This window comes from Flavobacterium granuli (genome assembly GCF_900129705.1).
Lineage (GTDB): Bacteria > Bacteroidota > Bacteroidia > Flavobacteriales > Flavobacteriaceae > Flavobacterium > Flavobacterium granuli.
In genome coordinates this window covers 64,079-88,381 of the sequence record NZ_FQWO01000013.1, presented here as the reverse complement: position 1 = coordinate 88,381, position 24,303 = coordinate 64,079, and the positions used below count along the sequence as shown (strand labels likewise).

The following is a 24,303-nucleotide window of genomic DNA, read 5'->3' as shown; positions in this document are numbered from 1 at the left end:
AGATACATATATAACACGAGTATATACCTGATGTTGTATATCTATAAGTAACATTACCTTTTTGATCTCTTCAATTTCTTTGCTAAGACTTTATAAAAGTGATAATTATAAAATTAAGCTCAGGACTTTTTGATTGTCCCGAGCTTATTTTAGCATCTTATATTAATTTGCTGGTTTTACTATTAATACCCAGGATTTTGGACTAATAACGCATTAGCATCTAATTTATCTTGAGGAATAGGCCATAAAAGTCTATTTTGATTGATATTAGTTGCAAATGACAGCACATTTCCACTGCCATCTTTTTGTTGAGACAATACTTGAATCGCTTTTCCCATTCTTTTTAAATCAAACCAACGATCTCCTTCGAAAGCTAATTCCATTAATCTTTCTTCGAGAACTTTGTCAATTGCAATAGATTGGCTTGAAGCACTAATTGAAGCAATTCCAGCTCTTGTTCTTACTTGATTTACTAAAACCATCGCTCCATTAAAATCTCCTTTACTTGCTAAAGCTTCGGCTTTTAGTAATAAAATATCGGCTAAACGAGCAATATAGTAGTTTTGCTTTCCATTTGTATCTCTCATTTTATAAGCAAAAGGATAGTTTGTAGAAGACCAATAAGCGTCAGACCAACCTACATTTGCTCTTGTTATAGTGGACGCTGCTCTTTGAGTATCTCCGTTATTTGCAAAAGCTTGTACTAAAGTATGGGAAGGAGCATTGAATTTTTTCCAATCTGTTCCTAAAAACATACCGGTATTCCAAGCCCCAATAGGACTGCTCCAACCATCGCCATTGACTTCCCAAATTGATTCGGCATTTCCTTCGTGTGCGCTGTCAAAAAGATGATCGAAAGTAGGCAAAAGAGTGTAACCACCACCAATAACCACATCGCAATGTTGAATCACTTTTGTCCAATCCGGATTAGGCATAGTGGCATATACTTTTGCAAGAAGAGCGTTGGCAGCCATTTTATTGGCTTTAAATTTATTAGAGGCGTCTGGTCCTTTTTCAATAGCCACTTGGCAATCGGCAATAATTTGTGCATACACTTCGGCAACAGGTTTTCTGGCTGGGAATAACGCGTTGAATGCCGCTTCAAAGTTTGCACTTGAAATTGAAAAAATGGCTTCTTTTGCAATTGGGCAATCGCCCCATAATTGAACCGCTTGAAAATGATTCAAAGCTCTAATCAAGGAAGCCTCACCAATCATTTCATTTTTTCGGGTGGCGCTTAAATCTGTAGCTTGATCCACATAATTAATCACGATATTACACGTATTGATGTTGTTGTAAATATCATTCCAATCGCCTTTCATTTGCGAATTTGTAGATAACATTTGATAGGTTTCATATTGAAAAATGGCAGGGTTATCAGCGCCCATATAAGCATTATCAGATTGTCCATCACCAACCAAGAAGAAATCCAATTGCCAATAACCCGAACCAAAAGTCCCATATACGGCATTCATTCTTTTTTCTGCATCTGCTGCATTTTTTATTACAATACCATCGTTTAAGGAGGTTGCTTCTTCCGTAATGGGTTCTGTATCTAAATAATCTGAACAGGATGTTAAAAATATCAGCATCAATGCCGAGAATATTTTTAAATAATTTTTAAATAATTTCATAACTATATCGTATTTATATTTTAGTATTAAAAATTGGCTTTTAGTCCAAAAATAAATGTTTTAACTTGAGGATAAGTTCCTAAATCAATACCTTGACCAATTCCTGTAGCATTGTTAAAAGCTCCAACTTCAGGGTCAAAACCTTTATAATCAGTTATTGTATATAGGTTTTGTCCAGTTACATATACTTTTATTGAATTTAATTTCAATTTTTCCAATTTAAATTGATACCCCAACGTAACTGCTTTCAATCGGATGTAGGAACCATCTTCTACAAACCGGTCAGAAACGTGCAAAGCACTTGCTTCATTCGCTTTTGGAACATCTGTAATTTGACCTGAAGTAGTCCATCTATTTAATACTTCTGTCGATTGATTGTTGTAATTATTCATCAATGTTAAATCCATTCTTGAAGCATTGAAAACATCTCCACCTTGTGAACCAGTGATTAAAGCATCTAAACTAAATCCTTTGTAGCTAAAATCATTGCTCAAACCAAATGTGAAATTTGGATTAGGATTTCCTATGTTTGTTCTGTCATCTGGAGTGATATTCCCGTCTCCGTTAATATCTTTGTACAATAATGTACCTGTAGCAGGATCAACTTTATCCACTTTATAACCGTAGAAACTTCCTAAAGAACTTCCTTCAGTCAATAGAATTACGCTTTCTCCAACAGAAGTTAAATTTTGAAACGGTAATTTTTTAAGCAACCCTAATTTAACCACTTGATTATCATTGAAAGATATATTAAAATTAGAATTCCATTTAAAATTACCCGTGAAGTTTATGGTGTTTAAACCTAGCTCCAATCCTTTGTTTTCAATTTCACCGGCATTATAATAATATGGTTTTGAAAAACCTGGGAAATAAATAATTTGAAGCAAGTCTTTTGTATTCTTTTTATATACATCAGCTGTTAATTTGATTCTATTATTGGATAAACCCAAATCTAAACCTAGATTGATATCCGTAGCTGTTTCCCATTTCAAATCAGGATTACCAATTTGATCTAATGTTGTAGCATTTGTCAAAGGATTCGTATAATTCAAATCAAAGCTTGAATAGGCTGGTAATCCTGATAAATTACCTGTTTTTCCCCAACCACCTCTAAGTTTTAATTCACTGATAGTGCTTACATCTTTCAAGAAATCTTCATTGGAAACAATCCAAGCAGCAGAAACTCCTGGAAAAAACCCCCATTTATTATCAGCTGACAATTGAGACGCACCACTTTCTCTAAATACACCATTCAAAATATATTTATTATTGATAATGTAGGTTGCTCTTCCAAAATAGGATAGACTTCTTACCTCATTTTCTCTGTTTTCGAAAGATTGATTTTTTGCAGCATTAATATCATAGCTGAGTTGCTCAACAGGAAATCCAGTTCCAGAATTGGCATCTTTAGTATAATTATTTTTCTGCATTGACATACCACCCAATAAGTTTAAATCTGAATTATCAAATTTCAATTGATAGTTTAACGTGTTTTCAAAATTCCAATTCTTATTGTTTTCTACTGTATTACTACCTCTTCCTTTGTCAGAATCAGGGTTATTGTCTCCATTTCTTCCCCAAACATTACTATATGGATCTACAAACTGAACATTGTCTGATTTTGTCCAATCTAACGATACCATTGGTTTCCAAACTAAATTGTGCAAAATATTGACATCAAAACTAATACTGCTTAAATATCTATTTACAGCTGTTGTGTTTTTTCTTGACAATAATGAAACTGGATTTTCCCATCCTGATTGATATGGATTTTCTGCATATTGACCATCTTTAAATCCATCTTTATAAGATCCATCTGTATTTGTATCTCTAACATTTAATTGAGAACCCCAAGTAGGCAAAAATGCTGGCGTTACTAAAGCACTCATAACTACACCACCTTGTCCAACGCTATTATTATCACTAATATACGAACCATCGGATTGAATGATATTCATACTTACATCTGTTTTCAACCAAGAAGTAAGATTGGCATTCACATTTATTTTTCCTGAAAAACGGTTGTATTTTGATGGATTTATTATACCATCTACTGTTTGGTATCCTAAAGCCCCATAAAGTCTTACTTTTTCAGTACCTCCAGCATACGAAAAATTATAATTTTGATCAATACCCGTTTTCAAGATTTCATCTTGCCAATTCGTGTTTATTCCTGTATATTTTGGGTCATTTGCAGTTGTTAAGTAACTTGGATTAATTTCATTTATTAATGTTTTATAATCTGTTAAATTTAAAACATCTACATTGCTCACGGCTTTTGACATCCCTAAATAAGAAGTAAATTGAAAATCATTTTTATTTGATTTTCCTTTTTTAGTAGTAATAACTACAACTCCTGATGAGCCATTTACACCATAAATAGCTGTTGCAGTAGCATCTTTCAAAATTGATAAATCCACAATATCTTCGGTATTTAAACCGGAAATATCTTTAGTTTGAATTCCATCAATAACATACAAAGGGGAGTTTTCAGAGTTTATAGAGCTAAGACCTCTAATCCTTACATCAAAACTTGCTCCAGGTTTCCCTGAAGTTTGAACAACATTTACCCCTGCAGCATTCCCTTGTATTGCTTGAGCAACAGATACAATAGGGCGATTTTCAAATGCATCCGACTTAACTTTAGAAACTGCATTTGTTGAATTTTTCATCTTCTGGGTTCCATAACCTACATTGATAACAACCTCTTGCAAGGATTGTGACTCAATCTGAAGTCTTACGTTAATTGTAGTTCTGCCGTTAATGGCTTCCTTAATGGAAGTATATCCCATATAACTAAATACTAAAGTACCGCTAGAAGCAGCCTTTATTTGATAAGTCCCATCCATGTCCGAGGTTGTTGCATTGGAGGTTCCTTTGATTAAAATCGTTACTCCTGGAATGGGTAATCCGTTTTCGTCTATCACTTTTCCTTTTATGGAAACATCTTGTGCTTGCCCATAAACTGAGAATAGAACAGATAAAAAACAAAAAATAAGTAATTTTGTTAATTTCATTTTTCTAAAAATTTTGGTTAATTAATTAGTAATTTGATACAATAGTAATATTATTTTTTTAGTATTAGCATTAAAAATTCCTTACAAAAACCAAACAAAGTTAATTTTTGAACTTGACAAAAACCAAACAAATATTTTACATTTATCTATTTATCAATATATTAAAAATAAATCTACGTTATAAACGAAAACAATTAAGAAAAAAATAAACACAACATTACAAAAAAAAGTAATTTAGCTCTTGAAATAAGTAAACATACCAAAAAAAGCCAAAAAATGGACTACGCTTTGAAAACAAAGAAATCGTTTTCGCTTATAAATCAAATAATTACATTTTGAATTCATTATGGATCGTTTAAAACTCAAAATACTACTATTACTCTTTTTTGCAACACCCGTTTTTGGTCAGGTAAAAAACATTGGGCTTCCAGAAATAAGAAATTATAAGAGAACCGACTATAAAGGTGGCACTCAAAACTGGAATATTGACCAAGATAAAAACGGAAATTTATATTTTGCCAACAACAATGGTTTATTCCAATTTGACGGATCAACATGGCACAATTATCCTTTACCAAATTCTCCTGATACTCGATGCGTAAAAATTGACCCGTCCGGAAAAATTTTCATAGGTGGCTACAGTGAATTTGGATACTACAAAACAAATTCAAAGGGGAAACTAGAATACGTTTCGATTTCAAAAATGGTAAACAAAAAAAAAATAATTGATTTCATCTGGAAAATACATCTTTATAAAAATGAGGTTGTTTTTCAATCGTTTGCCCGAATCTACAGCTATAAAAACAACCAATTAAAAATAGTGGAAGCCCCCGATAGATTCCAGTTTTCCTTTCTGGTAAACAACCGTCTTTACTTACAGGATGTTTCAGCCGGAATAGTAGAATATAAGGACGGCAAATTGTATCCCTTAAAAGGGACATCCTCTTTTAACAATACCGAAATTTGGGGCATGTTTTCTTTGCCGGAGAACAAAATACTCATCGCCACTCTAAACAAAGGACTTTTTGTATACAACCACGAAGAAACAACCCCTTGGAATACGGAGGCTAACGCTTTTGTCAAAAAAAACAGTTCTTTAGGAGGCGTATCATTCAACGATAAATTCATTGTATTGAATTCGGTTTTGGATGGCATTATAATTTGTGATACCAATGGCAAAATAATTCAACACATTAACCACAAAAAAGGACTCCAGAACAACACCGTTTTGACTTCTTTTATAGACAACAAAAACAATCTTTGGTTGGGACTTGACAATGGTATTGATTTTATAAATGAAAACTCGCCATTCACTTACTTTGGATTTAGTTACGGCATTAGTACGGTATATGCTTCGGTTGTGCATAAGGGGAATTTATATGTTGCGACAAATCAGGGTGTTTTTTATTCGCCGTGGAAAACGCCTTTCAGAGGCGAAAGTTTTTCTTTGGTGGAAGGAACAACTGGTCAGGCATGGAACATTCAGGTTATTGATGGACAGTTAATTTGTGGAAACAATAGCGGAGCTTTAGTAATTGAAGGCAACCATTCTGTTAAAACACTTGACACCAGAGGATACTTTCGTTTCATAAAAATTCCAAGCCGTCCTAATTATATTATTGGCGCTAATTACAATGGTTTTGCCGTTTTTGAGAAGACAGCAAATGGTTTGGAATACCGAAATCAAATTGCCGGTTTCGAAAAACCATCCATTTCTTTCGAGATAGACCAGTCTTATTTATGGTTAAAAAAAGATGATTTAATTTATCAAATGACTATTTCCGATGACTTGAAAAAATTCAACTCCATCAAAACCTACCCAAACCTGACCAACACCATTAAGGGCATTGGCAGTATTCAAACTTTGAACAATACCGTTTATTTTCAAACGAACAATCATTTTTATAAATACTCTAATGACCAAGACCTGTTTTTTGAAGACAAAAAAATGTCGGCTTTATTTAAATATTTGCCGGTGATTTACTCCCTTAACCAAGATTCATTAGGCAATATTTGGTATCTTTTTAAAAAATCATTGGGAGTGCTGTCAAAAAACGCTTCTGGCGAATACAAGAATATTGTTGCTCCATTTTCAAGCTTAACCGGTAATTTAGTCAACAACTATTTGTCTGTAAATACGATTGATTCCAAAAATATATTTATTGGTCTAACAAATGGATTGGCACATTATGATTCCCAACTTTTAAATAATTTCGATAGAAAACCCACTGCATTTATCCGAAGTTTTTCATTTCCGGGAGACACACTGATGTTTGGCAACAGCCCAAAAACCATTGAAAAACAAAAAATTCCATATAAATCAAATCGGGTAAAGTTCACATTTTCTTCTCCCAGCTATGAAAACATAGATAATATTGAATTTTCATATCAATTAGAAGGTTTTGATGACAGGTGGAGTAACTGGTCTCCCGTTGCCATTAAAGAGTATACCAACTTAAGGGAAGGCAACTACAAAATGAAACTGAAAGCAAGAGATAGCTATGGAATCCAATCCGAAGTAACACAAATTTCATTTGCAATTTCTCCGCCATGGTACAGACATTTTGTAGCCTATTTTTGTTACATCGTGCTAATTATTGCTATAACTTATTATATTCAAAATAGAATTAGGGCAAAAATTCGAAAAAACAAATATTACGAAACCATCGAACAACGAAGGCTTTATCTGGAAAGAGAATCGAAAATCAGAAAAGGGCAATATGATTTAGAAAAAGAAATCGAACGATTAAAAAATGACAAGCTGCAAATTAAAATCCTTTCCAAAGACAAGGAGCTGGTTACCAATACGCTACAAGTTGTAAAAAAGAACAAAATACTAAATGGAATTATCCATAAACTCAAAGACATCAATGTAGATGCTTTTGACGAATCCACTAAATTTCAATTCAACAAGCTCAACAAAAGCATTGTAAGAGAGGTAAATACCGACAAAAGCTGGAAAGACCTTGAAAAACACATCAAGAATGTTCATTTCGATTTCCTGAAAAGATTAAAAGAAAAATACTCAACCATTTCCCCACGCGAATTGGATTTATGCACCTATTTACTCATGAATATGTCTACAAAAGAAATTGCAGAAATCATGAACATTTCGAGTGGAGGTGTCGAAGTGTCTCGTTACCGTTTACGCAAAAAATTTAGGCTCAATAAAAAGGAAAGTCTAACCGGTTTTTTAATGAGTATTTAAACGTTTTTATAAGTGTTTAATTAAATATTATTTTGTCTAATAATCTCTATCGGTTATTTAGGAAGAGACATATCCCTTTTCCAATCGTGATCCTTGATATTTCATATTCAAAACTTAATTCATTAATGGATGGCATGACGTCTCCTTTTTTTAAAACACCATGCTTTATGGTGTTTAAGACGGCACTAACTAACTGTTGATACTTTGTGTAATAGAAAATTCATCAATTCTAAGGCTATTTATTACTGAAGTTTTTTTCATGAAATTGGATCGTTAATTTAAGAGTTAATATGTGGATCTCATTGTAGAAATACGATATTACATAATTTTATTCAATTCTTTGGATTTTAACTTTTTTTTTAAAGATTGTTATAAATTAGAAAAAATTATTTCACTTTATATTCTGAATAAGAGTACTTAATTTTTTGAATTTGTTAAAACGATCATGAGTGAGTATAATAACCCATACGACGTTATTAATTCATTTGAATGTTTATATTACTTATTGGAACTTGATAAATTAATGATGCTGCTCTACGAGAATGTTTTGGTATGTCTTTCTGCAGAAACTCGCATCATCATGAACCGTCATTTGACTCACTGCAGAAAGCATACCTCCAGCAACTGGATGATGATCGGACATATCAGGACTTTAAAAGAAAAAATTTATTCAAAAACTAGATGTTGCAATGAATGAATTTCTCAATTCTGGCGATACTTTCTTAAATAAGCATAGTGGTAGTTGTAATTATAAAGATTGTAATTATAACTGTACAGGATTCTCCTTCATCGGAAACAAATCAAGCAATCATATTGACATAATATTTGACATAAAAGAAGGTGCAGTATTAGATATCTATGAATGGTCACAATTTAAATCCGATGAAGAAGGGCTGAAAAAAAATATTCAAATCGAAATAGATGATTCGGATATGCCCTTTTGAAATTAAAACTGAAAAATTTTGCATTATATATTACCGAAAGGTTGATGAATAATCTCAATGGGGAGCTTTACTTTCATACTAACTATCTAAAAATCAGCAATTATTTCATGATCTAATACAATTTTATTACAAATTTTGTTACCTTTGCATAACAATATGAAAGAATCATTACGTTCATTAAAATCAATTCAACCAGCTGAAAAAACGATAGTTTACATATGTAATTAATTCATTTAGTTCTTATGGCAAAATCGTGGCACCTTTGATTATATATTAATAGAAATGCAGTATAGGCGCGGGTTCTAGCTTATTGGTTCGAATCCTGCTCTCCCCACCAGAAACGCTTCAAGTAATTGAAGCGTTTTTTTTTTAACTAAAAATCCCCTCTCACTTTTTTAAAATGAGAGGGGATTTTGATTTTTATAATTCTTTTGACTTTTGATTTATTCAAGAATAAAACTCACACTTACATTGGCTGTAATTGTAATTTCTCCTGCCGCTAGCGTTTCTCTTGGTGCACCGGCATCGCTCATCTCCATAGATTTCATTCTCGCATAAACAGGCTGCGGGTAATAACTTTGAGAATTATCAGATATGGTCATTGCACGACCTATTTTTTGCCCTAAAACAGACACATAATCGGTTGCTTTAAGCTTTGCTTCTTTCATCGCTAATTTTCTGGCTTCAGATTGATATTCGGCCAACTTAGAGGACTGAAAAACGACATTATCAATTCTATTGATTCCCTGACTCACTACACCATCCATTAACTCATCATATTTAGACAAATCTCTTAACAAAATTTCAATTGTCTGTGTAGCATTATAATTGCTTTTCTTTTTCTCATAATCATACTGAGGATTTAATGAAACACGCTGCGTTTTATAATCCGCGGGATTTAAATTCATCTTTTTAATCAATTTAAGCACAGCCTCCATCTGTTGATCGTTTTGCTTTTTAACGTCTTTGGCATTGTTTCCTTTTGTCTCAACGGTAACCGTTATCGTGGCTTGGTCCGGAACCACCTTTACCTTTCCTTCACCATTTACACTTATTTGTGGGACTTGTTTGATCTCTTGTGCGTTAGACAGACTTATAAATAGTACGGATAGAATTAATAATGTTTTTTTCATTTTGTTTTATTTTAATTAAATTATTTTGTTTTACTATTCTTTCAAAAGTTGTGCCACTAAATTTTTCCCATTTTAGCCATTACAAAAAGAATTATGATTGGAATAGTCAATAATACCACCATAAAAGTATGCTCTATCACTAATTGAGGATAAGTTACCAGAGTAATCAGATAGCCTCCAGCAGCACCTCCAAAATGGGCCGTATGACCTATATTATCGTTTTTGGTTTTCATTCCATAAATAGAATACAACAAATACAGAATTCCGAAAAGGTAAGCCGGGATAGGAACTATAAAAAACAGCCCCAACATCATATTAGGCTGCAATAATATCGCCGAGTATAAAACACCGGTAACAGCCCCCGAAGCACCAATAGCACGATAATTATAATCGTTTTTATGAAATACAATCGTCAATAAACTCCCAAAAATCAAACTCCCAAAATAAATAATAACAAAGGAAAGACTTCCCAACAACTGAATAACAACTGGCGCAAAAAAATAAAGGGTAATCATATTAAAAGCCAAATGCCCTATATCCGCATGAAGAAAACCCGAAGACAAAATACGTATTTGTTCACCTGAGCGAACGCTTCCCATGTGGAATTCATATTTTCTAAAAAAAGAAAGATCATTAAACCCTTTAAAGCTAATAAGTACGTTTGCAATCATTATTGCGATCAAAAAAGTATTCATAAAATATATTTATTGTTTAGGGTAAAAGTAATCATTCTTCAAGACTCGTCTAGCAAGTCTTCAAGTTTTATAATGATATTTGAATTATATTTGCAAGAAAATTTAATCCATGCAATTTCTTGTTTTCATTATAGTTTACCCCTTACTCTGGTTAATTTCCATTCTTCCATTTCGCATTCTATACCTGTTTTCTGATATAATTTATGTTTTAGTATACTATATAATTGGTTATCGCAAAAAGATTGTTAGAGCTAATCTGTCCATGGCACTACCTCATCTTAACGACCAAGAACGTCTTATTATCGAAAAAAAATCCTATCATCATTTATGCGATATGTTTCTGGAAATGGCTAAAACCCTGACTATTTCGTCTAAAGAAATGAATAAGCGATTTGTGATTAAAAACATTGAGGTAATCAAAGACTATGAAAAAAAAGGAAAAAGCATCATGCTTTTGGCTTCTCATTATGCGAGTTGGGAATGGTTAATTACGCTGAACCAAAAAATATCTTTTCGCGGAGTGGGCGTTTATAAAAAAATCAACAATAAATATTTTGACAAACTCGTCAGAAAAATTAGAAGCAAATACAACACCGAACTCGTTGTTACCAATAAAACAATTCCTTTCATCGCCGAAAATCAAAAAAAGGGAATTCTGTCCTTATATGCATTGGCCAGCGACCAGTCTCCTGCCGGAAACCGGATATTCCACTGGGATAATTTCATGGGAATCGAAGTACCCGTTCACACTGGCCCTGAAATGTTATCCAAAAAATACGATCTCAATGTTCTTTTTGTAAAAGTAAAAAAAGTAAAAAGAGGCTTTTACGAAGCAACTTTAGTCCCCATTACAGATGACGCTAAATCTATTCCTGATTTTGGGATTACCCATACTTTCATTAGAGAAGTAGAAAAACAGATAGAAGAAGCACCCGAAGACTATTTCTGGACTCATAAAAGATGGAAACACAGGCGAAAAGACTAAAAAAGCAAACATCCCTTACAGAATCAAAACCCGGTTTCAATTAACCGGGTTTTCTTTTCTCCGAAACATAGGATTATGCTTTAATTAACTATTGCTTCCCGTAAATTTCACTAATTTTGATATTATACTCTAAAAAATGAATTTAAAAATCAACAATAGATTTAGTAGCGAATTACTCGCCGATACTAATGAATCCAATACCATCCGGCAGGTACAAAAAGCTTGCTTTTCCTATGTTAATCCAAAAAACCCCTCTAATCCGGAATTAATCCATTATTCAGAGGAAGTCCTAAAACTCCTTGGCATTAGCAAAGAAGAAGCGCAATCCGCTGAGTTCACAAATGTTTTTTCGGGAAAAGAACTTTTACCTAATTCTCGCCCTTATTCGATGAGTTATGCTGGACATCAATTTGGAAATTGGGCAGGACAATTAGGCGATGGCAGAGCTATTATTTTAGCAGAAATAGAACACCAAAAACAAGTTTACACCCTGCAATTAAAAGGAGCCGGAATGACGCCTTATTCCCGTAATGCTGACGGACTGGCCGTATTACGCTCTTCCATCCGGGAACATCTTTGCAGCGAAGCCATGTTCCATTTGGGCGTTCCCACTACTCGCTCCCTATCACTAATTCTCAGCGGTGACATGGTGCTACGCGACGTCATGTACAACGGCAACCCTGATTATGAAAAGGGCGCAATTGTTTGCAGAGTGGCGCCTTCCTTTATCCGTTTTGGGAATTTTGAGCTATTTTCTTCACAAAATGACCTAAAAACACTGAAATTACTTACTGATTTCACCATCAAATATTATTGCCCTGAAATAAAAGGAAATCCAAAAGAAAAATACATTCAGTTTTTTCAGGCTGTGGCCAATAAAACACGCGAAATGATCGTACACTGGCAACGCGTGGGTTTTGTACACGGGGTGATGAATACCGATAACATGTCTATTTTAGGGCTTACCATAGATTACGGTCCTTACGGCTGGCTCGAAGATTACAATCCAAATTGGACTCCCAATACAACCGATCGTCAAAATCGCCGTTACCGTTTTGGCAACCAAGCCGAAATAGGCCTGTGGAATTTGTATCAATTAGCCAATGCCTTGTATCCTTTGATTGAAGAGGCGGCGCCCTTAGAATCCATCTTGGAGAATTATAAATCGCTTTATGAAACCGATTATTTGAATATGATGCAAAACAAATTAGGCTTATTTACAAAAGAAGAAAATGACAATCAGCTGATTCACATACTTACTGAAAATCTCCAACTCATAGAAACAGATATGACGATTTTCTTTAGAAAATTAAGTAAAATCAAGAAAGAGGAATCCGTTGAAAATGCCTTTTCACAGATTTACGAATCTTTCTATAAAGCGGAAGCCGTCACAGATCAGCTAAAAGATTCTTGGTTGTATTGGTTTACCCAATATTTAAATCGATTACAGCTGGAAACAACTAATAACAATGATCGAAAAACAGCAATGGATTCCGTAAATCCAAAATATGTGCTGCGAAATTATATGGCATCTCTGGCCATAGAAGCCGCTGATAAAAAGGATTATTCACTAATTGATGAATTACACCAATTGCTCAAAAAACCCTATCAGGAACAACCAGAAATGGAAAAATGGTTTGCCAAAAGACCCGATTGGGCCAGAGATAAAATAGGCAGTTCTATGTTGTCCTGCAGTTCTTAAAATAGAACCAAAAAGCCCTTCAACTGTATTGAAGGGCTTTTCTATAAAAACTAAATTAGCTATAAACTAAATCGAAAACCAGCTTTTCACTAATTCATCTTCCAAAGGTTTTGCTTCTTTGTGTACAAACTCATTCGTCTCTTTATTATAAGCATAATCCAAAGACCAAGTTTTATGATTCTCTGCCAATGCTTTGATCGCATTGCAAACCATTTCTATTTCGGCAGTCGTCGTGGTAGGATGAATTGACATTCTAATCCAACCCGGCTTTCTGATTAAGTCACCTAAAGTAATTTCATCAACAAGTTTATTAGACGTTTCTTGATCTACATGCAATAAAAAGTGCCCGTAAGTACCTGCACAACTGCATCCTCCACGGGTTTGAATCCCAAATTTATCATTCAATAATTTAACTCCTAAATTGAAATGCAAATCATCAACATAGAAAGAAATCACACCTAAACGGTCTTGGTGCTGACCCGCCAAAATCTTGATATTAGAAATTGAACCTAATTCTGAGAAAATATAATCCACGATTTCATGTTCTCTTTTCAATATGTTCTCAATTCCCATTTGCTCTTTTAACTGAATTGCAAGTGCAGTCTTGATTACTTGAAGGAAACCTGGCGTACCGCCATCTTCCCTATCCTCAATATTATCAATATACTTGTGCTCTCCCCAAGGATTTGTCCAGCTCACTGTACCTCCTCCAGGACAATCAGGAACTAAATTCTGGTATAATTTTTTATTAAAAACTAAAACACCACAAGTCCCGGGACCCCCAAGAAATTTATGTGGTGAAAAGAAAATAGCGTCCAAATAACTTTCCGGATCTGCAGGATGCATATCTATTTGTACATAAGGGCCTGAACAGGCAAAATCAACAAAACAAAGCCCATTGTGTTGGTGCATTAATTTCGCTACATCATGATAAGGCGTTCTAATCCCTGTAACATTTGAACAGGAAGTAATAGAGGCTATTTTAAAACTTCTGTCTTTATATTTATCCAACAGTAGTTGCAAATTTTCAATACTAAACAAACCATCTTCACTTGATGGAATAACTTCAACGTCAGCAATAGTTTCTAACCAAGAGGTTTGATTTGAGTGATGCTCCATGTGCGAAATAAAAACCACTGGTTTTTTCTCGGCCGGAATAGCGATAAAATCTTTTAAGTTTTCAGGTACTTTTAAACCTAAAATACGTTGAAATTTATTGACAACACCTGTCATTCCGGTTCCATCAGTTATTAAAACATCATCAGCATTCGCATTTACATGATGTTTTATAATATGACGGGCTTTATGATAAGCTTTTGTCATAGCCGTACCTGAGATAGTAGTTTCGGTATGCGTATTGGCTACAAAAGGGCCAAACTCATTCATTAATTTTTCTTCAATGGGACGATAAAGACGACCACTGGCTGTCCAATCGGTATAGACAATTTGTTGGTGACCGTAGGGTGAAACGAAATCCTGATTGATTCCAATGATATTCTCTCTAAATTGTTGAAAATATTGTTCTAATTGTGTGGTAATTGTTTTGGTAGTCATTCCTTTTGTAAATTTGACAACAAATGTATTCATTTTTTGTGAATTTAAAAATCCCGTGATTTATAACTTATTCTTATTTTACTAAAGATACGACTCAATCTTAAAGATAATTTGACAATAAAATAAATCGTTTGTTAGAATAAATCCCTAATTTTCACAATAAAAAAATGTGGTCATCCCAGTTAATTACAATAAAAAAAAACATTCTATTTTTTAGTATTTTATTGCTTATTAGTTGCAAAAGCAAATTAAATCCAGAGGCTGGCACATTATCCGATGACACAAGTTATTATACCGTTGCCTTTGGATCTTGTGACAACCAGAAAATAAAAAATGAACTTTGGGAATCTATAGATAGTAATCATCCGGCAGTTTGGATCTGGGGCGGTGACAATGTATATTCAGACACCGAAGATATGGAGGTTTTAAAAGCAAATTTCGCAAAGCAAAAACAAGATCCGGAATACCAAAATTTCATAAAAAACAAAACTATTCTTGGAACTTGGGATGATCATGATTATGGCCAAAATGACGGTGGAGAGGAATATAAATTCAAAAAAGAAAGCCAAAACTGTTTGTTTGATTTTTTAGATACGCCTCAAAATGCTCCCGAAAGGAAAAGAGAAGGCGTATATAATTCCAAGGATTTAATCATTAATGGGAACAGAATAAAAATCATTGTACTGGACAGCCGTTATTTTAGAACTGCATTAACCAAATCTGCTAATCCCAATAAACGATTTCAACCGAATATGTATGGAAACGGAACAATACTGGGTGAAGCACAATGGAAATGGTTAAAAAAAGAACTCTATTCGTCCAAAGCACAATTTAATGTAATTGTAAGCAGTATTCAGTTTTTATCGGATAAACATGGTTTTGAATGCTGGGGAAATTTTCCTCACGAACAAGAAAAACTAGAAAAACTGATTGTTTCCTCTAAAGCCAAAGGAACCTTTATCCTTTCCGGCGATAGGCACATTGCTTTATTCTCCAGCAAGAAAGTTAAGCAACTCTCTTATCCCCTAGTTGATTTTACTTCCAGTGGTCTTACGCATACTTATAGTGGATTTTCAGGAGAAGAAAACCCTTATTTAAAAGGCGAAGTTATCAAAGAAATCAATTTTGATATCTTGAAATTCGATTTCAAAAACAACCGGGTCTTCATGGAAATTCGCGGTAAAGAAAACAAACTACTTGCTCAGCGGATTCAAGATTACAATAAAATAAAGTAGAAAAACAGTTCAAAATTTTGATTGAATAATAGCTTTCGCAATACCTGATTTAAGCGACCAACAAAAGTGAAACAGGGCTATAAAAAAACCCGGAATTTAATTCAATCTGACTATTTTTTTGATTATTCGAAGATTAAGGCCTAATTTCACCAAAATTCCAAAGCCGCGAAAGATCTGGCTTACTGCTAAAAGATAAAATCCTCTAAAATTTTAGAATAAATGAAAAAACGAATAAAAATAAGCAACTTTAAAATAATAGCCCTTTCGCTATTTGCTTTATTTTTATTGATTGCCCCTTGTTCCGTTCGGAATTACTTAGAGACCCAATTAAAGATTGAAAATACCCAAACACTCAATAGAAATAAAGCCACGGCAATACAATCAAATGAATGTGACGTTGATGACAACCTTCTGCAAAAATCAACTATTGAAATACATAAAAAGGATGTAAAAAACGAGTGTACTCCAATCATTGCAAGGACTAATCCTACAATACTTTCTTTTGAGATTGAAAAAGACAATTCTTTTATCGCTCTCCGAAAAAACATAACTAATACCCTACCTTTCTACATTTTATATAAAAGACTAAAAGTTATGATTTAACAAAACCAAATTTGTTCAAATCATAAATAATCTTTACTATAAAATTTAATAAAATGCAAGATTCAAAATTATTGCAGTCCTACACTATGTCAGGACTTTTTACCTTGTCCTTACGACTTGTTGTTGGCTGGACTTATTTTTCGGCCTTTTGGCGCAGATTAATTTTAGAAAATAAATTAGACCCTGAAGCTTCGGGATATATTGGAGAAAAATTCAACCATTTTTTACCCAATGCACTGGGCATAAAACCCATAATTGAATATCTGGTAACGCATCCGGATTCTTTATGGTGGGCTATGGCTGTATTTACAATTATTGAAGGTATCGTAGGCTTATTGCTGATGTTGGGTTTATTTACCCGACTGATGAGCATTGGTGTTTTTGGTTTGGCAATGGGAATTCTATTAGGATCCGGATGGTTAGGAACTACCTGTCTGGACGAATGGCAAATTGGAATTCTAGGCATAGCCTCAGGATTTACGCTGTTTTTGTCCGGCAGCGGAAAATACTCGCTGGATTACCTTTTGCTAAAAAAACAATCCAAAATCACTGCTTCCCCATTTTTTAGTTGGTTGGGTTCCGGTCTGCTTCCTATTCGATTAAATTTATTACACAAACTCGTTTTCTCGGGTTCAGTATTGATTTTGTTCATCACCTTATTTACCAACCAATACTTTCATGGTGGCGTTTGGGGAAGCTTGCATAATAAATCGGTTAAGCCAAAAATTGAACTCCAAGATACTAAAATAACAAAAGAAACGCTCTCTTTTCAAGTGTATAGAACAGAAGGCGCTGATGTATATGGTTCTTTTTTAATTGGAATACAGCTCTCGGATGCCAGCGGAAATACCATTATTGAATTAGACGGCACAGCCCTTTCCGAATTTCCAAAAGAACAAATTCAAAACTTTTATGTCACCAAGGTGAAAAACGGCAAACACAGCATGCTAATTCCTTTGGGAGCCAAAGCAGTGCTTTCTATCAAAGATGAAAAATTATCCGTTTTGCCAAAAGGAAAATACAATTTGACCTTGATTGATATCAGCGGGGCAACTTGGTCTGAGGCTTTTGAAATATAATACTGATCTGAATTAATCCAAAAAACAAAACCCCTTTCAAAATTAAATTTTCGAAAGGGGTTTTTAGATTAAAAAACAACGCTTTTAGATTCCCGCTATGGCTTTTATTTCGTCAATAATACGAAGTGCAAGTGCATCCGCTTGTGCTTGTGAAGGTGCTTCGGTATAGATACGGATAATAGGTTCCGTATTCGATTTTCTTAAATGTACCCAATCATTGGCAAAGTCAATTTTAACTCCGTCAATGGTGCTGATATCTTCGTTTTTGTATTTTTCGGTCATCGCTACAAGAATCGCATCTACATCAATTTGTGGCGTTAATTCGATTTTGTTTTTGCTCATGTAATATTCCGGATAAGAAGCGCGCAAAGCCGAAACACTCATTTTTTTATTGGCCAAATGGGTCAAAAACAAAGCCACTCCCACCAGACTATCACGACCATAATGCGACTCCGGATAAATGATTCCGCCATTTCCTTCACCACCAATAATAGCGTTATTTTTTTTCATCAACTCTACCACATTTACTTCTCCCACGGCACTGGCCTCATAGCTACCGTTATGTGCTTTAGTTACATCGCGCAAAGCACGGGACGAGGACATATTAGAAACGGTATTCCCGGGAGTTTTGCTCAACACATAATCAGCACAGGCTACCAAAGTATATTCTTCACCAAACATTTCGCCGTCTTCACAAATGAAAGCCAAACGGTCAACATCAGGATCAACAACTACACCCAAATGGGCGCCTTCTTTAACCACCAATTCTGAAATATCGGTAAGATGTTCCTTTAAAGGTTCCGGATTGTGCGGAAAATGTCCGTTGGGTTCGCAGTATAATTTCACGACTTCAACTCCCATCAATTGCAATAATTTTGGAATGATGATTCCGCCTGATGAGTTGACACCGTCAACCACCACTTTGAATTTGGCTGCCTTAACTGCTTCCACATCTACCAAAGGCAAATTCAGCACTTCATCGATATGAATATCCATATAGGCATCATTTTCAGTGATCTCACCTAAGCTGTCCACATCCGAGAAATCGAAAGCTTCCGCCTCGGCAATTTTAAGTATTTTTTCGCCTTCAATTCCGTTAAGAAATTCTCCTTTTGCGTTCAATAACTTTAAGGCATTCCATTGTTTTGGATTGTGCGAAGCGGTAAGAATAATTCCACCATCGGCTTTTTCAAGCGGAACGGCCACTTCTACTGTAGGCGTAGTAGATAAACCCAAATCAATCACGTCGATTCCCAAACCTACCAGCGTATTAATCACCAAATTATGAATCATAGGTCCCGATATACGGGCATCACGACCTACTACGACCTTTAATTTATCCTCTCTGATAATGGAAGGATCCACACTGTTTTTAAGCCAAGTTCCATAAGCCGAAGCAAATTTAACCGCATCAACCGGCGTAAGGTTATCCCCTACTTTCCCTCCTATTGTTCCTCTAATTCCTGATATCGATTTTATTAAAGTCATCTTTTGTATCTATTTTATTTTAATTTTGAATCACAAATATAGCTAAAGTACTTTCTTGCAAAAAGGCAAAGCAGCAAAATTTTCGATGTAATTTCACAATGTATGTTAAAAAGCTTTTTTCTATATTTACATTCCATAAAGACTTTTCGCCTTTGTGGATTAAATAAAAAGAAATGAACTTTCTCGCACATATTTATCTCTCTGGCAACAGCGATTCAATCAAAATTGGAAATTTTATTGCCGATAGCGTCAGGGGAAAACATTTTCAGGATTTTCCCTTTGAAGTACAAAAAGGAATTATCCTTCACCGGGCGATAGACAGCTTCACCGATGCGCATCCGATTTTCAGAAAAAGCACCAAAAAACTACACGCCCGATACCATCATTATGCCGGAGTAATCGTGGATGTGTTTTATGATCATTTTTTGGCCAAAAATTGGTCAAACTATTCCGATGAGAATCTGACGGAATTTGTGGAACGTTTTTATCAATCGCTGACTGACAATTTTTCAATCCTTCCGGAAAAAGTCAAAAAAATGTTGCCCTATATGATGCGCGAAAACTGGCTTGTCAGCTATCAAACTGTGGAAGGGATTAAATACATCTTGACCAAAATGGATCAGCGCACCGCCAACGAATCAAAAATGCGCTTTTCAACCGAAGAACTAACCGAGTATTACTCCGAATTTGAACAGGAATTTACGGCTTTCTTTGAAGAATTGAGCGCCTTCGCAAAACAAAAATTAGACAAAAATTAGACAATAATTAAGATCAAAGCTATTTCAAAAAAACTGTAATAATTCAAATACATTGCTATGATGAAAAAAATAATCTTACTTCTTTTCTTAGCCATTTTAGGCTGTAAATCGAATGAAAAAGTAACGCTTCCTACCGGTTTGGTTACGGATAAAGCTATGGTTGTCTCGGCACGTGAAGAGGCTTCATCTATAGGAGTCGAACTAATGAAAAAAGGAGGCAATGCCTTTGACGCTATGGTAGCCACTGAACTGGCTTTGGCGGTTTCCTATCCGCAGGCCGGAAATATTGGCGGCGGCGGATTCATGGTCTACAGAAAAGCTAATGGTGAAACAGGAGCCTTGGATTATCGGGAAAAAGCACCGCTTGCGGCAACCAAAGACATGTTTCTCGACAAAGACGGAAACGTAATTGAAGGCAAAAGTACTGCCACAGCACTGGCATCAGGAGTTCCCGGTACAATAGCCGGAATATTTGAAGTACATAAAAAATTTGGTTCTCTACCCATAAGCGAAATCTTGGCACCTGTGATCGCATTAGCCCAAAGAGGCGTAATCGTTACGCAACAACAAGCGCAAAGCTTAGCCGAGTACAAAACTGCCTTCATCAAAGCCAATGGCACTAACAGCTTGTTTTCTGCAGCATACAAAGCAGGTGATACCATAAAATATCCGGCGCTGGCAAACACTCTAAAACGAATAGCACAAAACGGTCGCGATGAATTTTACAAAGGAGAAACGGCTCAAAAACTAATTGCTTTTCTTTCTAAAAAGGGCGGTACTATGACCTTGGAAGATTTAAATAAATATCAAGCAAAATGGAGAACACCAATCACTTTTCAATACAAAGATTTAAAAATTACCTCGATGTCTCCTCCTAGTAGTGGCGGTATTTGTCTGAATCAAATTATGAAAATGATTGAACCCTACAATCTTTCTGAAATGGGACATAACAGCCAAAAAGCGATACAGCTCATTACCGAAGCAGAACGCAGAGCTTATGCCGACAGGAACTATTTCTTGGGTGACCCTGATTTTGTAAAACTGCCTTTAAAAGAATTGGTCGATCCCAGCTATCTAAAAAAGAGAATGAGCAATTTTTCATTTGACAAAGCAAGTAAATCATCCGATATTGCCAACGGCGAAATCAAAGGATACGAAAGCAAGCAAACCACACATTACTCCATTGTGGATGCCGCAGGAAATGCCGTTTCGGTAACAACAACATTGAATGACAATTATGGCTCTAAAATCTATTGTGACGAATTAGGCTTTTTCCTGAACAATCAAATGGATGATTTTAGCGCTAAACCAGGGGTTCCTAATTTATACGGTCTTACAGGAACCAAAGCCAACAGCATTGCTCCCGAAAAAAGAATGTTGAGTTCGATGACACCAACCATAGTAGAGAAAAACGGAAAACTATTTATGGTCGTAGGAACTCCCGGAGGTTCTACGATCATCACCTCAGTATTACAAACGATATTTAATGTTTATGAATTTAACATGAGCATGCAAGAAGCAGTAGATGCGCCACGTTTTCATCACCAATGGTTGCCCGACGAAATTACATTTGAACCTTCTTCCTTTGCTAAAGATTTATTAGAAAATCTAAATAAAAAAGGATACCATATCAATGAGAAAAACAATCAAATTATAGGACAAGTAGATGCTATTTTAGTTTTACCCAATGGAAAACTGGAAGGTGGCGCAGACAAAAGAGGCGATAACAAATCGGTTGGTTTCTAATCTACAATTATATTTATGAGTTTTATTTTTTCTTTAGAGTCAGCTTTTATGGAAAACAGCCATCCTGAAAATGCAGCTCCTATGGCTAAATATATGAGGAATCATTTTGCTTTTTTTGGAATAAAAACAACCGAAAGAAGACGGCTTTTCAAGGAAATTTGGAAGCAAAATAAAGCAGAAGTTACCGAAAATTGCAGAACGGTCGCTTTGCAATTATTTGCAAAAAAACAAAGGGAATTTCACTATTGCGCCATAGAGATTTTGATAAAAGAACTCAAGCAAAACTATTTAAAGGATGACATTCATTTAATAAAAAAACTGATAACTGAAAATTCTTGGTGGGACAGTGTGGATACCATCTCAAAATACATTCTGGGAGAATATTTATTGGAATTTCCTGATGAAACTGATGCCGTAGTGAAGCTTTTTTCTAATGCTGACAATATGTGGTTGAACAGAAGCGTCATTCTTTTTCAATTGGGATACAAGAAGAAAACCAATTTTGAGTTATTAAAATCTATTTGCCTTAAACAGCAATCGTCTTCTGAGTTTTTTATTCAAAAAGCAATTGGTTGGGCATTACGGGAATACGCAAAAACGGATTCTGAAGCCGTTAAGGAGTTTGTTGCTGTTACTGCCTTTAAGCCTTTAAGCAGAAAAGAAGCATTAAAAAATACATGAGGTTGCGCAAAATAATAGTAATTTAGCCCTTTCAAAAAAAGATAAATGTTTAAAAAATATATTTCTAAATTAGAAAGTATAATTGCTTGGTGGCAATCTATCCTGAGTGAAAAACAATTTATTTTCTTATCCAGTGTATTAGTTGGTATAAGTGTTGCCTTTGCAGTAATTGTCTTAAAGTCATTTGCCCACTGGGTTTTCTTATTTGCTACCTACATCAATGGCATTTTAAAACTTAGTTTTATCAATAGTGTTTTACCCATTGCCGGTTTGTTATTGACCGTATTTGTGGTAAAAAAAGTACTTCGTGGTTCCATCGAAAAAGGAACTTCACAAATTTTATATGGAGTTGCCAAAAAAGCCAGTATTATTCCAAAAAAACAAATGTATGCACAAATCGTTACCAGTTCCCTTACGGTAGGATTGGGTGGTTCAGCCGGTTTAGAAAGCCCAATTGTGATTACAGGTGCAGCTTTTGGTTCTAATTATGCTCAAAATTACAAATTAAGTTACAAAGACAGAACCCTTCTTATAGGTTGTGGTGTCGCAGCTGGTATAGCCGCAGCCTTTAATGCGCCCATTGCCGGTGTTCTGTTTGCCATCGAAGTTTTGTTAGTCGATGTGAGTATTTCGGCATTTACGCCCATAATGATTGCCGCTGCAACCGGCGCCTTGGTCTCTGTAATTACATTAGACGAAACCATTTTATTGAATTTCAAACAACAACAGCTTTTTGATTACCATAAAATCCCTTTTTATGTACTTTTAGGAATAGTAACTGGTTTTATTTCTGTTTACTACACCCGAAATTTCCAAAGAACGGAACACTTTTTTGCCCGACTTAAGCTAAGTCCTTACAAAAAAGCAATGTTTGGCGCTTCTATTTTAGCGATCCTTATTTTTATTTTCCCTACACTCTTTGGCGAAGGTTATGAAAGCATCAAAATCCTATCCGAAAACAATCCAGGCAAAATATTAGACAACACTCTTTTTAGTGATTACAAAGACAAAACCTGGTTGCTTATTATTTTTGTTGGTTTGACGATGATGGTCAAAGTTTTTGCAACAGCCATTACATTAGGATCAGGAGGAAATGGAGGTAACTTTGCGCCTTCGTTATTTGTAGGTTCTTACGTGGGTTTTGTATTTTCCAAAGCAATAAATCTTACAGGACTCACTCATTTACCGGTCAGCAATTTTACCATGGTGGGAATGGCCGGAATTTTGAGCGGATTATTTCATGCACCATTAACCGCGATTTTCCTAATTGCCGAAATAACGGGCGGATACAGCCTGATGATTCCCCTTATGATTGTCGCCTCCATCAGTTTTGCTATTTCAAAACGGTTTGAAAAACATTCGATGGATGTAAAAGATTTGGCAAAAAAAGGCCATGCTTTTACCAGTAATAAAGATACTAACGTCCTTTCGACATTAGATACTAATTCGATTATACAAACCGATTATCTGACTGTTTCTCCTGACGAAAATCTAGAAAAACTGGTCGATTTGATTTCACATTCCAATCAAGTTGTATTTGCAGTTGTAGACAAAGAAAAACATTTATTGGGTATTGTTCATTTCAATAGCATACGCGAAATTATATTCAATACTTATAGGGTAAAATATACTTTGGTGAAAGAAATTATGATTGATCCGGCCGAAGTTATTTATCCTTTTAACAGCATGGAAACCGTAATGAATAAATTTGAAACTTCTAAAGTGGCTTTCCTTCCTGTGATTAAAGATGATAAATACTACGGATTTATCTCTAAATCGGTTGCGCTGGAGGCCTATAGAACCAAGCTGAAATCGATGACAATTGAATAAATTTCTATCGG

19 protein-coding genes are annotated in these 24,303 nt (G+C 34.9%); 11 read left to right on the top strand and 8 right to left on the bottom strand.

Annotated features, from left to right (window positions below; all coding sequences use genetic code 11):
* Positions 1-182 precede the first annotated feature (182 nt).
* Complete coding sequence (locus tag BUB25_RS14675; protein ID WP_072945631.1) at positions 183-1,634, bottom strand: RagB/SusD family nutrient uptake outer membrane protein; 1,452 nt, start codon at positions 1,632-1,634, stop codon at positions 183-185.
* Positions 1,635-1,660: 26 nt separating this feature from the next.
* Positions 1,661-4,651, bottom strand: a complete 2,991-nt coding sequence (locus tag BUB25_RS14670) for a SusC/RagA family TonB-linked outer membrane protein (RefSeq protein ID WP_084089643.1) — start codon at positions 4,649-4,651, stop codon at positions 1,661-1,663.
* A 346-nt stretch (positions 4,652-4,997) separates the two neighbouring features.
* Here BUB25_RS14670 and BUB25_RS14665 point away from each other — a divergent pair, with 346 nt between their 5' ends.
* Entirely contained in the window at positions 4,998-7,859 is a 2,862-nt protein-coding gene (locus BUB25_RS14665; protein WP_072945629.1) for a helix-turn-helix and ligand-binding sensor domain-containing protein, read from the top strand.
* A gap of 46 nt (positions 7,860-7,905) precedes the next feature.
* Here the strand turns inward: BUB25_RS14665 and BUB25_RS16880 are convergent, their stop codons facing one another.
* Together BUB25_RS16880 and BUB25_RS16815 are read right to left on the bottom strand one after the other, a co-directional pair.
* Positions 7,906-8,079: a GntR family transcriptional regulator gene (locus BUB25_RS16880; protein ID WP_084089640.1), complete on the bottom strand. Its 174-nt coding sequence runs from the start codon at positions 8,077-8,079 to the stop codon at positions 7,906-7,908.
* A 300-nt stretch (positions 8,080-8,379) separates the two neighbouring features.
* Positions 8,380-8,502, bottom strand: coding sequence for a hypothetical protein (locus BUB25_RS16815; protein WP_262496852.1), 123 nt, complete (start codon positions 8,500-8,502; stop codon positions 8,380-8,382).
* A 46-nt stretch (positions 8,503-8,548) separates the two neighbouring features.
* Here BUB25_RS16815 and BUB25_RS14655 point away from each other — a divergent pair, with 46 nt between their 5' ends.
* The gene (locus BUB25_RS14655) at positions 8,549-8,803 is read left to right on the top strand and encodes a hypothetical protein (RefSeq protein ID WP_072945627.1); all 255 of its coding nucleotides are present in this window, start codon (positions 8,549-8,551) and stop codon (positions 8,801-8,803) included.
* A gap of 443 nt (positions 8,804-9,246) precedes the next feature.
* On the opposite strand, the gene BUB25_RS14650 is transcribed toward BUB25_RS14655, so the two are convergent.
* Complete coding sequence (locus BUB25_RS14650) at positions 9,247-9,936, bottom strand: SIMPL domain-containing protein (RefSeq protein WP_072945625.1); 690 nt, start codon at positions 9,934-9,936, stop codon at positions 9,247-9,249.
* A gap of 56 nt (positions 9,937-9,992) precedes the next feature.
* Positions 9,993-10,631 (bottom strand): rhomboid family intramembrane serine protease, encoded by a 639-nt coding sequence (locus BUB25_RS14645; RefSeq protein WP_072945623.1) that lies wholly within the window; start codon positions 10,629-10,631, stop codon positions 9,993-9,995.
* Between the two features lie 109 nt (positions 10,632-10,740).
* On the opposite strand from BUB25_RS14645, the gene BUB25_RS14640 reads away from it, so the two are divergent.
* Both BUB25_RS14640 and BUB25_RS14635 read left to right on the top strand, forming a co-directional pair.
* Positions 10,741-11,616, top strand: a complete 876-nt coding sequence (locus tag BUB25_RS14640) for a lysophospholipid acyltransferase family protein (RefSeq protein ID WP_072945622.1) — start codon at positions 10,741-10,743, stop codon at positions 11,614-11,616.
* A 136-nt stretch (positions 11,617-11,752) separates the two neighbouring features.
* The gene (locus tag BUB25_RS14635) at positions 11,753-13,318 is read left to right on the top strand and encodes a protein adenylyltransferase SelO (RefSeq protein ID WP_072945620.1); all 1,566 of its coding nucleotides are present in this window, start codon (positions 11,753-11,755) and stop codon (positions 13,316-13,318) included.
* A 66-nt stretch (positions 13,319-13,384) separates the two neighbouring features.
* Here BUB25_RS14635 and BUB25_RS14630 read toward each other — a convergent pair whose 3' ends face one another.
* Entirely contained in the window at positions 13,385-14,872 is a 1,488-nt protein-coding gene (locus BUB25_RS14630) for an aminotransferase class V-fold PLP-dependent enzyme (protein ID WP_072945695.1), read from the bottom strand.
* Positions 14,873-15,039: 167 nt separating this feature from the next.
* Between BUB25_RS14630 and BUB25_RS14625 the strand changes: the two genes are divergently transcribed.
* The 3 genes from BUB25_RS14625 (at position 15,040) to BUB25_RS14615 (ending at position 17,789) form a co-directional block, all read left to right on the top strand.
* Complete coding sequence (locus tag BUB25_RS14625; RefSeq protein WP_072945618.1) at positions 15,040-16,107, top strand: alkaline phosphatase D family protein; 1,068 nt, start codon at positions 15,040-15,042, stop codon at positions 16,105-16,107.
* Between the two features lie 219 nt (positions 16,108-16,326).
* Positions 16,327-16,710 (top strand): hypothetical protein, encoded by a 384-nt coding sequence (locus tag BUB25_RS14620; RefSeq protein ID WP_072945616.1) that lies wholly within the window; start codon positions 16,327-16,329, stop codon positions 16,708-16,710.
* 53 nt (positions 16,711-16,763) lie between these two features.
* Entirely contained in the window at positions 16,764-17,789 is a 1,026-nt protein-coding gene (locus BUB25_RS14615) for a TQO small subunit DoxD (RefSeq protein ID WP_072945614.1), read from the top strand.
* 84 nt (positions 17,790-17,873) lie between these two features.
* On the opposite strand, the gene glmM is transcribed toward BUB25_RS14615, so the two are convergent.
* Positions 17,874-19,277, bottom strand: coding sequence for a phosphoglucosamine mutase (gene glmM / locus BUB25_RS14610; protein ID WP_072945613.1), 1,404 nt, complete (start codon positions 19,275-19,277; stop codon positions 17,874-17,876).
* Positions 19,278-19,450: 173 nt separating this feature from the next.
* Here glmM and BUB25_RS14605 point away from each other — a divergent pair, with 173 nt between their 5' ends.
* The 4 genes from BUB25_RS14605 to BUB25_RS14590 are packed head-to-tail and all read left to right on the top strand — an operon-like array spanning position 19,451 to position 24,292.
* Complete coding sequence (locus BUB25_RS14605; RefSeq protein WP_072945611.1) at positions 19,451-20,035, top strand: acyl carrier protein phosphodiesterase; 585 nt, start codon at positions 19,451-19,453, stop codon at positions 20,033-20,035.
* Between the two features lie 60 nt (positions 20,036-20,095).
* A complete protein-coding gene (gene ggt / locus BUB25_RS14600) occupies positions 20,096-21,781 on the top strand; it encodes a gamma-glutamyltransferase (protein WP_072945693.1) in 1,686 nt (561 codons plus the stop codon).
* 15 nt (positions 21,782-21,796) lie between these two features.
* Positions 21,797-22,462 (top strand): DNA alkylation repair protein, encoded by a 666-nt coding sequence (locus tag BUB25_RS14595; RefSeq protein ID WP_072945609.1) that lies wholly within the window; start codon positions 21,797-21,799, stop codon positions 22,460-22,462.
* Between the two features lie 45 nt (positions 22,463-22,507).
* Positions 22,508-24,292, top strand: coding sequence for a chloride channel protein (locus tag BUB25_RS14590; protein WP_072945607.1), 1,785 nt, complete (start codon positions 22,508-22,510; stop codon positions 24,290-24,292).
* Positions 24,293-24,303: the final 11 nt, after the last annotated feature.